12 protein-coding genes are annotated in these 14,418 nt (G+C 39.1%); 5 read left to right on the top strand and 7 right to left on the bottom strand.

The window, feature by feature from the left end; translation table 11 throughout:
• The first annotated feature begins 196 nt into the window (after positions 1-196).
• The 4 genes from F6K27_RS07445 to F6K27_RS07430 all read left to right on the top strand — a co-directional run bounded on the left by F6K27_RS07445 (position 197) and on the right by F6K27_RS07430 (position 5,006).
• Positions 197-2,494: a DNA phosphorothioation-associated putative methyltransferase gene (locus F6K27_RS07445; protein WP_375339653.1), complete on the top strand. Its 2,298-nt coding sequence runs from the start codon at positions 197-199 to the stop codon at positions 2,492-2,494.
• Positions 2,495-3,140: 646 nt separating this feature from the next.
• Entirely contained in the window at positions 3,141-3,716 is a 576-nt protein-coding gene (locus F6K27_RS07440; protein ID WP_124144768.1) for a rhomboid family intramembrane serine protease, read from the top strand.
• Positions 3,717-4,177: 461 nt separating this feature from the next.
• Positions 4,178-4,504 (top strand): hypothetical protein, encoded by a 327-nt coding sequence (locus F6K27_RS07435; RefSeq protein WP_287274394.1) that lies wholly within the window; start codon positions 4,178-4,180, stop codon positions 4,502-4,504.
• Positions 4,505-4,508: 4 nt separating this feature from the next.
• Positions 4,509-5,006, top strand: coding sequence for a pyridoxamine 5'-phosphate oxidase family protein (locus tag F6K27_RS07430; RefSeq protein ID WP_287274392.1), 498 nt, complete (start codon positions 4,509-4,511; stop codon positions 5,004-5,006).
• Between the two features lie 158 nt (positions 5,007-5,164).
• Here the strand turns inward: F6K27_RS07430 and F6K27_RS07425 are convergent, their stop codons facing one another.
• From F6K27_RS07425 to F6K27_RS07415, 3 genes are all read right to left on the bottom strand, one after another.
• Positions 5,165-5,392, bottom strand: a complete 228-nt coding sequence (locus tag F6K27_RS07425; protein WP_124144765.1) for a hypothetical protein — start codon at positions 5,390-5,392, stop codon at positions 5,165-5,167.
• Positions 5,389-7,194, bottom strand: a complete 1,806-nt coding sequence (locus F6K27_RS07420; protein ID WP_287274390.1) for a S8 family peptidase — start codon at positions 7,192-7,194, stop codon at positions 5,389-5,391. The genes F6K27_RS07425 and F6K27_RS07420 overlap by 4 nt, the downstream gene beginning before the upstream one ends.
• 398 nt (positions 7,195-7,592) lie before the next feature.
• A complete protein-coding gene (locus tag F6K27_RS07415; protein ID WP_287274388.1) occupies positions 7,593-7,964 on the bottom strand; it encodes a hypothetical protein in 372 nt (123 codons plus the stop codon).
• 164 nt (positions 7,965-8,128) lie between these two features.
• Between F6K27_RS07415 and F6K27_RS07410 the strand changes: the two genes are divergently transcribed.
• Positions 8,129-8,854, top strand: a complete 726-nt coding sequence (locus tag F6K27_RS07410; protein ID WP_124144761.1) for a Sir2 family NAD-dependent protein deacetylase — start codon at positions 8,129-8,131, stop codon at positions 8,852-8,854.
• A gap of 96 nt (positions 8,855-8,950) precedes the next feature.
• Here the strand turns inward: F6K27_RS07410 and F6K27_RS07405 are convergent, their stop codons facing one another.
• From F6K27_RS07405 to ectB, 4 genes are all read right to left on the bottom strand, one after another.
• Positions 8,951-10,111, bottom strand: a complete 1,161-nt coding sequence (locus F6K27_RS07405; RefSeq protein ID WP_124144760.1) for a Xaa-Pro peptidase family protein — start codon at positions 10,109-10,111, stop codon at positions 8,951-8,953.
• 552 nt (positions 10,112-10,663) lie between these two features.
• Positions 10,664-11,413 carry a class I SAM-dependent methyltransferase gene (locus tag F6K27_RS07400; protein ID WP_287274386.1) on the bottom strand — a complete coding sequence of 250 codons (750 nt, stop codon included), beginning with the start codon at positions 11,411-11,413 and terminating at the stop codon, positions 10,664-10,666.
• A 227-nt stretch (positions 11,414-11,640) separates the two neighbouring features.
• Positions 11,641-12,798 (bottom strand): ectoine synthase, encoded by a 1,158-nt coding sequence (locus F6K27_RS07395; protein ID WP_287274384.1) that lies wholly within the window; start codon positions 12,796-12,798, stop codon positions 11,641-11,643.
• Positions 12,795-14,243 (bottom strand): diaminobutyrate--2-oxoglutarate transaminase, encoded by a 1,449-nt coding sequence (ectB, locus tag F6K27_RS07390; protein WP_287274382.1) that lies wholly within the window; start codon positions 14,241-14,243, stop codon positions 12,795-12,797. The genes F6K27_RS07395 and ectB overlap by 4 nt, the downstream gene beginning before the upstream one ends.
• Positions 14,244-14,418: the final 175 nt, after the last annotated feature.

Here is a 14,418-nt window from a genome sequence, read left to right as displayed (position 1 = left end):
CTTTAATACCATTTATTAGGTCGGAATTTATCTTTTTATTCCAAGGGACATCTCTTGCATGTGTCTTTTAACTGCCCTTATTATTTGTAACATTCTTTTTCCATGCTTGGTATAATACCTAATACCTAACACCTAATACCTAATTTTGATAGAAAACAGGAAAGAGAGATTTCTAGCAAATATTTATCCAAATAGCATTAGAGATATTTTAGCAATGGAAGATGAAGATAATTTTCAAGAAAAACGTTGCTCTGAACTTTTACTATATCTGGCTTTAAATATAGAAGACTTCCAAATATTACCCAAAATTAAATTAGAAACAGACCTGTCTCAGACAATTATAGACGACATACAAAAATACTTTTTAACTTATCAATCTGCCTGTGAATATGCTAACCAGATATTCCTAGAAATTTACCAACCTGGTGCAATAAAAAAATACTGTCAACAAAGCACAATAGGCAAAAAATTACCAACCGCTTTTTATATTCATATCTCTGCAGTGGCACAACTTCATCCTTTACTACAACTCTACGAAAATTTAGCTCATCGTTTATATCTAAAAGCAGTTTCTCAGCAGAAAGATGATACAAAAATCACCACATTAATTAAATTTAACTTTGATAAACCCACAATTTCTTATCTCCACTATCCAGACTTCGATATTGACCCCCATCCAGCTTTAAAAACTAGCATTTCTATTAACATGAATAGTGGAAAAGTTGATTATAGAAACTACCACAATAGTAAAAACCCCCCTGTACTGCATCGCAAAGAAACCTTTGTGAATACTGACTATCCCCACTACCAAAAATTTGCTCAACTGACCAGTGCTGAAGTGAAATTAGGACTGTTAGATAATACTCGTTTAATTGGTACTCGTCAAGGATGGTTCACACACCTAAAAAATCATGGAATTGAAATTAAAGACCATCATGTAATTCAACATACTATTGAAATACCAATTCCCAAAATAGAACGCCACAAAGCAGCGATCGCCCGTAAACAAATTTCTAAACCAGTACGTTTGGGTTTAGAAGCAAATCTATTTACAGAAGGTACAACTTTTTTTGATTATGGTTGTGGTTACGGTGGGGATATTAAACAGATTGCTCAAAAAGGTTATCAAAGTTCAGGATGGGACCCCTATTATTTGCCCGATAATACTTGTATTGCTGCTGATATTGTTAATCTTGGTTATGTAATTAATGTAATTGAATCTTTAGCAGAACGTAGGGAGGCTTTGATTAAAGCCTGGAAGTTGACTAAACAAGTTTTAATTGTTTCCGCTATGGTATTAATTGATGACCATAAAAACCAGGGTAAACTTGGTTATGGAGATGGCATAATTACAGCTCGTAATACTTTTCAAAAATATTATGAACAAGAAGAATTAAAGTCTTATATTGACCAAGTTTTGAATGTAGATTCTATACCTATAGATTTAGGTATTTTCTTTGTGTTTAAAGATGAAAAACAGGGGCAAAACTTTCGAGCATCTCGATTAAAAACTCGTTTATCTACACCTAGAATTAACTCCAAAAATCAGAAGTTTGTAGATTATGAAGAACAGCTTATACCTCTGATGAATTTTATGAGCGATCGCGGTCGTCTTCCGGTCAGAGGAGAAATTGCTGAAGAGGCAGATTTAATTGCAGAATTTGGTAGTTTTCGTCGTGCCTTTCGAGTAATTATGCAAGCTACAAACTCTGTAGAATGGGACCAGATAACTGATAAACGTCGCCAAGATTTATTAGTATATTTAGCCTTGAGTAAATTTGGCAACCGTCCTAAATTTTCCCAATTAGCAGAAGTAGTCAGAAATGATATTAAAGCTTTATTTGGTAGTTATAACCAAGCCTGTATATTAGCAGATTTAATGTTATTTAGTTTAGGTGATTCTGAATTAATTAGTAAATGTTGTAAAAATAGTTCTATTGGTTATAAATTTTCTAATTCTCTGTTAGTTCATGTTTCTGTTGTAGCAAAACTCGATCCGTTATTACGACTTTATGAAGGTTGTGCTAATCGTACAATTGGTAGATTAAATGAGGCAACTATCATTAAATTTCATACAAAACTACCGATAATATCCTATTTATTTTATCCAGACTTTGACACAGAAGCTCACCCAGTTTTGCATACAAGTATGAACATTGATTTACGAGATTTAAGTGTCAGTTATCAGAGTTATACAAATGAATATAATCCGCCAATTTTACATAGAAAAGATGCTTTAGTAACACCAGATTATCCAGACTATGAAAAATTTGCTAAACTCACACAACAAGAAGAAGATAGAGGACTATTAAATGATTTGAAAAGTATTCAAAACCGAATTAATTGGCTCAAATGTTTAGAAGAAAATTGTACAGAAATTAAAGGTCATCGTGTTTATTGGCAAACTAATGTTGACCCTTATCGCTTAAAAATATTAAAATCTGCTCATGCTACTAGAAAACGAGAAAGAAAAAAACAACTAAATCAGGAATGAATAAGCTATTGACTGAAGATGTTTTATAGACATCTCCGAAAAAGAATAGACTTTTTGCAGAAGTAGGCAACAGGCAACAGGCAACAGGCAACAGGGAAGAAATTTATGAAAAAAGACACAAAAAATGATCCATAAGTGTAATTTCCACCAGATGTCTTATACCAATTTGAAAAAAGAGTGTTACGAATAGTAAGACCGAGAAAAAGACTTTATAGGAGATGTCCCTTTGACAAAGCGGTCGTTAGCGTAGCTTCCCGTAGGGTGGGATGGCGATCTTCGGAGCGGGTCTGCAAGAACGGGTCTCCTCGCCATATCCAATCGACCAAGAGAGCGGTGCGACCCCGCGACGACGCCAGTCGCACCTGGTAGCGCACCAAGAGAAAAAGATAATTTATGCCCTAAAAAATGGTATTAAAGTCATTCATTTTAACTCCTGAGGACTGACTCCTGAGTCCTAAGAAATACCCTAGATATTTGTAGCAAACATTTATCAATTTGGTATTACATCGCGCTACGCATTAAGGTGTTTGACATGAATAGAAGCAGCAAACCCTTTTGTATTTCCCTGTTGCCTATTGCCTGTTGCCTTGCGCGTAGCGCTATAGTTTAAAATAGCTAAGAATAAGTCAACTATAACCAGAAACCAATGAATAAATTATTTGAAAAAATAAATACCCAAGTAACGATTTTAGGAAGTATTATTGCTATTCTTTGGATTGTACAAATTATTAATTCTGAATTTTTAGCAGGAAAATTGAACTATTATGGTGGAATTCATCCTCAAAGTTCTATAGGACTTAGTGGTATTTTTTTTGCTCCATTTCTGCATGGTAGTTATGCTCACTTAATGGCTAATATTGCCCCATTAATTATTCTCGGTTGGTTAATCATGTTACGGGGAGTAGGTGATTTTTTCTTTGTGAGTATCGTTACTATAATAGTTAGTGGTTTAGGTATTTGGTGTTTCGGTGCGCCTAATTCTATTCATATTGGTGCAAGTGGATTAATTTTTGGTTATTTCGGGTTTTTGCTACTCCGAAGTTTATTTGACTTCAGTATTTTATCAGTAATATTCGCCTTAACTGCTGGTTTCCTTTATAGTGGTTTAATCTGGGGTATTTTGCCTTCCGATCCTGATGTCTCTTGGGAAGCACACTTATTTGGTTTTTTGGGTGGGATATTCGCAGCTCAACTTTTAGGTAAACGTCGAAAAAATAGTTAAAGTAGAATTGGTAGGTATTGCATCAACAAAAGTGTGCAAATGATAACATAGTGCTTCATTGAGCTAACCACAACTACTTGTAAAAATTGATGAATTTTCATTGATTTATACTCCAAATCAAGTCAAAAGTCAAAATCATTGGTAAAAATTCCTAAATCCAATTGCCAATTAACCATAAAAAAGTTAAAAGTTAAAAATCAAAATTACTGGTAAAAATTCCTAAATCCAATTGCTAACTAACCATAAAAAAAGTCAAAAGTTAAAAGTTAAAAGTCAAAATTACTGGTGTACATTACCGACATAAAACACATAAATAATAAACCAATCTCCGGCACAACACCACCGAAATGTTTCAGAGTAAAAGCATGACCAATTCATGGAGAAAAATCACCAACATAGTCGCAAAACCTAATACAATTTCTCCATGAAGTTGCACTTAATATGAGGAAAAGTTAAGGGTATTGGAAGAGGCGATCGCTCGGACGGAAAAGGAAGTTGCTGATGCTCGGACGAAGTTGCAATATCAGCTTGTGGTTCCGGATACGTTGGTTGCTCAGACTGATGCGGTGAAGGCTGAAATTGCTGATTTGGAGGCGAAGATTCAAGAGTATCGTCAGCAGTCTGATGTTTTGAAGGCACAAGCTGATGATTATTATGCCCAAGCTAACCAGTATCGCCAACAGCAGCAACATCATACTAATATTGCTAATAACGCTTGGATAACGCGCAAAGGTCGTAGTGGACGATGGTATAATGTACAACTACCAGAAATTCATTTGAGAAATTGAAAAAATGCAGATATCATCTCCCATCGATCAACTCACTGAAAAAGCAAAACAGGTACTCAATGAAATTACCTATCTCACCTTAGCAACAGTAGATAAAGAAGGACACCCTTGGAACTCACCTGTCTATTATGGTTTTGATGAAGATTACACATTTTATTGGTCATCATGGATAGAAAATCAGCACTCTCAAAATATTATTAATAATGGGCAGGTTTTTGCAGTTGTTTATGATTCAACAGCATTGAGTGGAGAGGGATTTGGTGTTTATTTCAAAGGTATAGCTGAAGTTATTGAGGCAGAAAACGAAATATTCAATAAAGCTATTGATAGTATCTACACAAAAAGTGGCAAACCAAAAAGAGACAAAAAATATTTTCTTGACTCAGGACTACGACGTTTATTTCGGTTTATGCCAAAAACTATTTGGGTTAATGTTAAAGAACCTTACGAGGATTATTTTCTTGATAAAAGAGTAGATATTACTCAAGAAATAAAGCAATAAAAAAAGCCCGTATTGCAGGCTTTTTGTAAATCTCAAAAAAAGGCACTACAGCAGTTTTCAGGTCAATAAATCACATTAAAAAAACGAGAACCCTGTAGAGACGTTGCATGCAACGTCCCTACCTTGTGGTTTACTCAAATGAAACCTGCTATAATTCACTATTCTAATACCTCAAAAGATTCAACTTCCAACACTGGACCAATCATTGCTAAAGTCATCACATCATCTCGGATCGTACCTGTAATGCTTACCTTCAGGTCAGACTTACATAGCTCAGTAGGAGCATCCTTCAACTCATAAGTTTCACCATTCTCAGTTACTAATGCCCAAGTGCCAGTACCAAAACCTTTCTTTTCCACAGTACCAGTTACCGTAATACTACTCATGCTAATTTGTCCTCTGTTCTAATTGCCAAACGTGCTAAACCTAAGCACAAAAACGCATTCACAACTAGGAAAATTTGAGCAGCAAAACCAGAACCTAATCCCCAAACTGCTGGATCGACAACTGCATTCACAGCCAAACAACTAGCAACACCAATAGTAGTACCGATCGCTAACCACTTCCATTGCTGATTTCCTAATAACAATACAATTAACAATGCTGGAATCAACACACTAGCAAAAATGGGATTCAAAATGCCACTACCTTGAATAGCTCCACCGACTTCAGGTAGGGAACTACCCATCACACGCATCGGCCATTGTGGTAAGTCGAAAACATAGAAACCACGGAGGAAAAATAACCCACTGCTACCAGCAACTAATCCTGTATGGAGAGGGAAACTCCAACTGAAAGGGAAATAATTCCGCAGAAACCAAGCTAATATATAAGACCCCAAGACCATTGCCAACTTCGGTAACAATGCCACAGCACCACCATCAAGCCAAAAACCAGGACTGAGATACCCATTATCATGCAACCACCGGAAGAAGTCGCGGAAAGTGATTTGACCTCTTATTGCCAACTTAACTGCCGCTGCTGCATCCAACTGACCTGCTCCAAAATGATTCAGTGGGTCTTCCTTGACAACTCTGGCAGATTTTTTGAGAATGTTAGCAATTTCCTCTGGGTCTTCAATACCACTAGCTTTGACTAATGCTGCCACACCTGCAACATGGGGAGATGCCATGCTTGTCCCTTGGAAGGAAGCAAATACACTCTTGCCATTTTCTGGGTTAATGGTTTCTTGCAAAATACCACCAGCTTCATTTTTACCAGAGGTGGAACCGCCAGGAGCAGAAATATCAACTCCTGCACCAAAATTAGAATAGGAAGCTTTTTCTCCAGTGGGGTCAGTAGCAGAAACGCCGATAACATGGGGATAACGAGCGGGATAACTTGCTGAGTTTTGCCCAGCGTTGCCCGCAGCAGCAATAATGACTACACCTTTACTATGAGCATATTCGATCGCTTCTTTCATTATTTGGCTTTCACCGCCGCCACCAAGACTCATATTAATGATATCTGCACCATTGTCAGCAGCAAATTTGATAGATTCGGCAATATCGGAAACTGTACCGCCACCACTAGCAGATAATACTTTTAAGGGCATGATGCTAGCTTCATAGGCGATACCTGCTACGCCATATTCGTTATTGGTAGATTGGGCAATAGTCCCTGCAACGTGACTGCCGTGACCATTATCGTCAGTGGCTAAAGTCCGGTCGTTGACAAAATCGTAGCCAGCAACGAATTTAGTTTTTTCCAGGTCAGGAACTCTGGTGACTCCTGTATCAATTACCGCTACAGTTACGCCGTCCCCTTTCGTCTCATTCCATGCTTCCTCCACGTTGATGCTGCGGAGGTTCCATTGTTTCCCGTACATAGGGTCGTTGGGAACACCGTTAGTGTCCTCAAAAATGATAGCATTGGCGCTATAAACATAGTTTGGTTCTATGTATTCAGTATATTTGTTTAGAGAGCTTTTTAGTTCTTTGAGAAGTTGGCGATCACCCTTGACAATATACACATTATCTGATAATGAAAATTCACTATTTAGACGAGGAGTGACTTGGTATTCATCGGAGATTGTCTTAATTTCATCGACAATTTTAGTAACTCCGATATCTTCACGGAAGTCTAACACAATTGAGTCATAGACTCCTTTATTGGCCAAACCTGTAAAGTTAGATAAGGCCCAACCAAGCCCAATTAAAAATAAGCAGACAAACAGAAATTTTTTCATTGTTTGAGAATCTACTATGAACTAAGGACTTTTTTACTACGATAGCTCAGAGTTGACAATATTGGACGGATAATATTATGGCGTTTCACAGAAGGTGTAGCAAGGAGGTTCATCCAAATATCTTAATTCATAGTTTGATTCACCAAAACCACAATATTTACCTTTGGAAAATATAAAACTTATTGGATTGATCGACCCCTAGAGACTTAAACCCGACTTCAGTAAATGAATTAATCATTTCTATTTCATCGAAAACGACCAACTTTACAGACAAGTATTTTTTCCTCATTGGAAAATGTATACCACTTTGTCATATACTCACCTGAATGGTTGATTTCTTGAGAGTAAGTAATATCTTCTGATATTGCTGCTGAATAGTCTTTGTGTTCTCCCTGAATTTAAATAATTAGTAATCCATTATTTTCTAAGAGATTGTAAAGTTTACGCAGCAGTTTGATATGGTCTAACTTATTATCGCAATAACTATATAATCGATACTGTTGATTATCTTGGTGTGAGATGCAGATAGCACCCTCAACAATCATAATGGGTTTTTGATAATAAGTGGAAACCACTGGGTTAATATATTCTCGTCTTAAATGAGCTACTTCTTGCAAAGAAAGGCCGTTATAGAGTTTTGGTTGATAATCGTATGAGGGAAGATAGGGGATAATAGGTTGAGGTTTTTGATGAGTTGCCATAAACAATATGATTGTTAAATTTATTGATTTTGTACAGAAAGCAGCAGCATTATGTGTAACGGCTCCCATTCCAGCTCAAAGTGCAGTAAGAGAAAAGGTTTACAAAAAAATAATGTCTAAATATGCCATAATGCACTGCTATGGTTAGTCTAAACTCCAGTTATTTAGTTTATTTCCAGAAATGTTCTAAAATTATAAGGCTGTTTTTTGTAAATATATCAATAATATGACGAATGGATAAGGTTATGAGTGCTGTCGCTGATTGTATTCTCCAGGCAGATTCTATTCTTTTCATTGCTGGAGCGGGTTTATCTGCAGACTCTGGGCTACCTACATATCGTGGTGTTGGTGCACTTTTTGAAGGTGTTCTCACTCAAGAAGGTATACCAATCGAAGAAGCAATGAGTAACAATATGTTACAAACTCGTCCTGAAGTAGCTTGGAAATATCTGTGGCAAATTGGAGAAGCTTGTTATAAAGCAAAATTCAATCGTGCTCATCAGGTAATTGCACAAATTGAGGCTTGGAAACCCAATACATGGGTATGGACTCTGAATGTAGACGGATTCGAGCGCGCTGCTGGAAGTAAAAACTTGATTGAAATACATGGACAACTCTCGGAACTATATTGTGTAGATTGTTCTTACAAGACAACTGCAGAAGAACTCCTCGCCGGATATAGTAAACCGATGGAGTTACCACCTATATGTCCAGCTTGTGGAGGATTAATTCGTCCTGATATGGAGTTATTTGGTGAAGATCATATGAGTTCTTCAGAAGAAACTTTCAAGATAGTAGAAAATATTTCCTTTGATCTGATTTTTTTGATCGGTATCTCCAGAGACTACCCATACATTACTAAACCTTTGTATAGAGCTAAGAGGTTAAACTTCCCCATAGTAGAAATTAATCCTGACTGGCTGGAGTTATTGGGCTTTAAGCGCTTCCAACGCACCTGACCTGACCCCCATTGATCCTCTCAGTCATGGGTGATCGATGGCTTATTTTGTGCTGAGAGTGTTACCCTAAAACCCCCTTTTTTGAACCACGCCAAATTATCGAATTTGTAGGGTTTCCGGAGAACGGTTTGTCAATATTTCGCAACCTGTATCTGTCAGAAGCGCTGTATTTGAAATGAAATAATCTCCTCGTCCTGTTTCCGTGAACCAGGAATGGAGGTGAAGAGCCATTCCAGCACGCAAAACTAAATCACCAGACCTACGAATTCCTGTGACGGCACTGCCACCTGTCCAGCTTGGAGGAAATCCAATACCGACCAGATACCCGCAGTGATGGCGATGGTAATCTCCGAGTCCAGCCTCTTCAGCAATGCCATGCCAGGCATCATAAACGTGTCCGACCGTGACCCCTGGTTGAATGGCATTGACGATGGATTGCATTCCTCGAATGGCCAACTCTGCGGCTTCCTCAGCTATAACAGGTGCTGATCCCACATAAACCAGGCGGCCCATGGGGGCCTGATACTTTCGATAGGCTGCGCCGATCTCGAGTAATACCGAATCGCCGTTTTCAAAAACATCCCCACGCCAGGTAGTGTGCTCGTCACCCGGCCTGCGTCGAGTAGAGCGAATAAACGGCCCAAATCCGGGATACTCACTTCCTGCTAGTATCATGGCTCGATGACATTCCGCAGCCACTTCATAGTCACTGGCACCGGAATGCAACGCCTCAGTTGCGGCCAAAGTGCCAGAATCCGCCGCTATCGCTGCACGGCGAGTGTAATTCTGTTCCAAAGGCGACTGAACCATGCGCAATTCGTGTATCAGCGATGAGATGTCCGACCATTCAACACCCGGGAGTCCTTCTACTAGTTTTTCTGCAATATGTGCAGTCAGGAACAAGCTCTTTTTTTCGAGACCTAATCGTGCGCTTCCAAGACCTTCCTTTTTTATTATCGAGGCAAAAAACTCTCCCGAATCTTCTGTATCAGAATGACCTGCGAATCGAGTATTTCGCACCTGTTTCGAAACAGTGGCTTCTTCGATCGCTCGAGCTGCGATTGTGAGATCTCCGTTTAGAGGCACAATCAATACATGGCAAGCGAAGAAGCCCCAGTGATCGAGGCCAGTTAAATAATAGATATTTTCCGGGATGGTTACGATCAAACCATCCAGTTGGCGTTCTAGCATATTGGTGCGAACTGCCTTGAGCCGGTTGGCAAGCTCTTCTTGTGGAAATGGTTCATGAGTAGTCAAGGGTTATGTCCTCCTTTGGTCTCGACAGCGTTAGCTAGATCCTAGCATATAACAATGAAGTTGAAGCGCACCGACACCTTGACCGTTGTTGGGCAGTTAACAGGCGGTTTCGGTTCCAACGAGTAGTTGGGATGGCTAACCTACGTTTAGTGTTCCCAACTGCTAACATATGTATTAGCCATATGGCTGTTATGGCTAATCAGATCTGACAGTTTGTTGTATGGAGCTAACAGGTTAAACTTACCCATAGTAGAAATTAATCCTGCTGAGACTGTACTTTCAGAAATAGCTGATTACCATATCAGATCTACGCACATGCTTCAGACATTCTCGCTCCTCTCAAATTTAGTCATGGCAGGAACAGCATAGGGACAAATGGCCTTTCACCCCTACTGACTTCAGATCTACTCAGGCTTAGTTGCTGCTATATTTTTGTAATGATTTTTGGAATGGTTATTCATTGTAATGCTGATTACCATATCATATCTACTCAAATTTAGTCATGGCAAGAACGTAGGGGCGAATGGCCATTCACCCCAACTGACTTAATATCTACTCAGGTTTAGTTGCTGTTATAAAAACCATGAGATCGTTAAATTTCAACACTGACTTATCCTGATATTTTTCTTCGATTTCCTTTAAACCTGCTGCCAATTCAGTATCATTAAATGTAGAAAGCATAGACATATAACGATTTTCTACCATTTCAAAATACTGATTTTTTGGCACTTCTAAAGGGTATTCAATCATATCCATATCAACAACAAAACCTACTTGCTGAAGTAAATTAATCATTTCTTGATAGCGAGGTTGGTTTTTTTCAAACAACTCTAGTGCTTTCGTAAATAAAGGATGCTCAATATCAGGTGGCCACAACAATAATAGAAAAATTCCCCCAGGAGTTAATCTTTGATATAAATTCTGGAATAGTATAAATTTTTCCTCTATATGATGGATAGCTTCTTTTAAGAAAATTTTGTTATAAATTCCTGGGTTTTTAGAGAATTTTACTCCATCCATTTCTATGGGATTTAATCGACTATTTGCCGGAATTTTTGCTAGCATTTCAGCAGAAGGATCGACGCAAATAATCGGGTGCTGTAATTGAATTTGATTGAGAATTTCTTGGCTATAAATTCCTGTTCCACAACCAATATCTGCCAAAGTATCTGTGGGAGTTAGGTCTAGATGTTCGATGATTTTTTGAGTTGTGAATTTAATATATTCAGCAGAGTACGACCAGAGATTATCGAAAATCTTGGCGATATTTTTGTAATGATTTCCGGAAGTGTTATATATCATAATTAATATTTTTGCTCAAATTTTTGACAAACTTTTGATATTCTAAAGAATTTAATCCCTGTTGTAAAATTGCTAATACTTGGGCTAAATTACCGAAAAATAAAGGTATAAAGCCTCTCCTTTAAAGGAGAAACAATGAATTTATTTTCCTTTTATTAAATCCTATCCGTTTTAGGGAGAGGTAATTATCAATTATCCATTATCAATTATCAATTATTGAATATTTCTTAAACTGCTTCAAAATGGTACTCGCCGCTCTCCAACTTTTGAATCGCAGCGGACTTGATTTCAGGCGGACATAAACGAAACACTTTCTTACCGGGATTCTCAAAGTTCCCTTGCCCTAAACTTTGCACCCCACCAGCCTTAAGAAAACAGAGCGCTTCCACCAACAGTTCTCCGCACAGTCGGTTGATAGCAGCCAGTAGTTGTGGGTAAGTGGCTCTTGGCTGTAGATATAACCTTTGTCTTGCAATTATCGGCCCGCTATCCACCCCTTCGTCGATGAAATGTACGGTAACGCCTTGGGGAAGATCGTGAACGATCGACCAAAGATAGGGATTATTCCCCCTAACAGTCGGCAAATATCCAGGATGCACATTGACAATACCCATATCGGGAATGTCTAGGATATTCTTGTTGCGGATAATCCGGGTATCCCCCAGCACAATCAAATCTGGGCACAACGCTGTCAGTAGTTCTTCAGATTCTGCGTCGTTATGATTGGCCGTCTCGACACAGCGAACATTGCGTCCAGCGAGAATCTCTGGCAGGGATCGAGGCAATGGGGTTTCCGCTGCAATCTTTTGCAATTGCTTCTCAAGTTCCTGCCTACCTGCCGTAGCTAAATCGGAACACTCCTCAATCACGAGGGCAGGTTCCAATCCAGCCTGGATTAGGCGATCCAGCATATAATTCCCCCTGGGGTGTCCTTTAAGATTTAGGTAAGCAAAGGTCATGCGATCTTTTTTGCGGTTTACTATGAATTGCCGCGCATTCGGATTGGCCTGGTAGGAGCCGTCCGGGAGATGCACTTCTGGACTACTAAGGGGAGGGTTAAACACGGATATAATCCGCATATCCTTGCTGGCTCTGAGGTAATACTCGTCATGTAGATTCAGCGCATACAGAGTACCAGGGGTGAGTTTATAAATATTTCCACTCTCAATAACTTCTATTTCACCTTCACCTTCCACACAATACAACGCCTCCACATGATTTTTATAGCAGATATGTGTTTCTGTATTGGCAAATATAATGGTGTCATGAAAAGAGAATCCCATTTGATCATCTTTCAAGAGTAACTGCCGACTCACCCAGTTTTTATTCTCAGCAAATACCTCATGTTCGGTGCCGATAATCTCTTGCAAACGACGTAATATCATGCTTCCTCCTCTTGTGATTCAAACGATTGCTTAACTAATTTTTCAATAATATCGAGACCTTCAAGGAGCAACTCATCTTCAATAGTTAAAGGCGGCAGCAACTTTAGAACCTCATTGTACGATCCGGCAGTCTCAATAATCAACCCCTGTTTAAAGGCGTTTCTGGATACTTTGCGGCTAAAGCCCTCTTCAGGAATTTTCAAGCCCTGGATTAATCCCTTCCCTCGAACTTCCATGTTCATCTCTTTGTATTGGTTGGCTATATTTTGCAGCCTATCTTGTACAATCTGGCTTTTTCTGATTACCGCATTTTTTAAACCGTCATCTTTCCAATAATTCAACAAGGATATCGATGCAACAAAAGCCAAGTTGTTACCCCGAAAGGTGCCTGTATGCTCTCCCGGTTTCCACTGGTCATGTTCCGGCTTGATGAGTACCAAAGACATGGGAAGTCCACCACCGATTGATTTTGCCATCACTACAATATCTGGGCTGATTCCAGCATCTTCAAAACTGAAAAATGAGCCGCTTCTGCCGTTACCCACTTGGATATCATCTACAATCAGCAGAATGTCAAAGTCTATGCAGATCTGTTGAATCTCTTCCAGCCAATTCCTGCTGGCAACATTAACTCCACCCTCAGCCTGTATTGCTTCCAGGATGATGGCTGCTGGTATATCAATGCCACTGCTTGGATCTTCAAGCATTCTTCTTAAGAAAGAGGCTGTATTATGCTCAGGACCAAAATAGTTGTCATAGGGCATGAAGTTCACGCAGGCATCCTGTAAAGAGAAATTATTCCGATAGTATGAGTTGCCTGTAATACTCAGTGCGCCCTGAGTAAGGCCGTGGAATGCGTTGGTAAATGCGATAATGCCACGCCGTTTTTTTACGGTTCGACTGAGTTTTAGAGCAGCCTCAATTGCGTTCGCCCCCGTGGGACCAGTGAACTGCACTCTATATTCAAGATTCCGAGGAGTCAGAATTAAATCTGAAAATTGTTCGAGAAACTCTTTTTTAGCGCGGGTCTCTTTGTCCAAGCTGAGAAGGATGCCATCCTCTTGCAAGTAAGCAATCAAGGCCGCACTTACTTCCGGGGGATTATGTCCGTAGTTTAGGCTCCCAGCGCCTGCAAAAAAATCAATGTATCTTTTGCCTTCTTCACTGTAAAGCAAAGCATTCTTTGCCTTTTCAAAGACTGCGGGGAAGGATCTGCTGTAAGTGCGTACATTGGATTCGAGTTTTTCAAAAATACTCATACTAATATCATGTCCGGTTGAACAGTTATAAATAAACGACGAAGGAGTCAGGAGACAGGAGACAGGAGACAGGAGGGTAGAAAGAATGAAGAAGGAGAAAGTTTTTTTATCACTAATTATCCGGACATGATATAACAATATATCATTTTCATTAAACGCCTGTAGTGGATTGGTTTCATAGTTCAAGCTACCCTACAAGATAAACTTGATCGAGCTGATTACAAATTCTAGCCCATAAATTGTAAGGTGCTGTGAGGAAAAAGCCAGATCTTTGCGAATCCCAACACCGAAAAAAATAGACCAAAAAAGATTACTAATGCTCCAGCAATACGGTTCAAAACAACCAAATATATTTGGTTTA

The organism is Okeania sp. SIO2F5 (assembly GCF_010692685.1).
Classification (GTDB): domain Bacteria; phylum Cyanobacteriota; class Cyanobacteriia; order Cyanobacteriales; family Microcoleaceae; genus Okeania; species Okeania hirsuta.
This window is presented reverse-complemented; position numbering and strand designations above follow the sequence as displayed.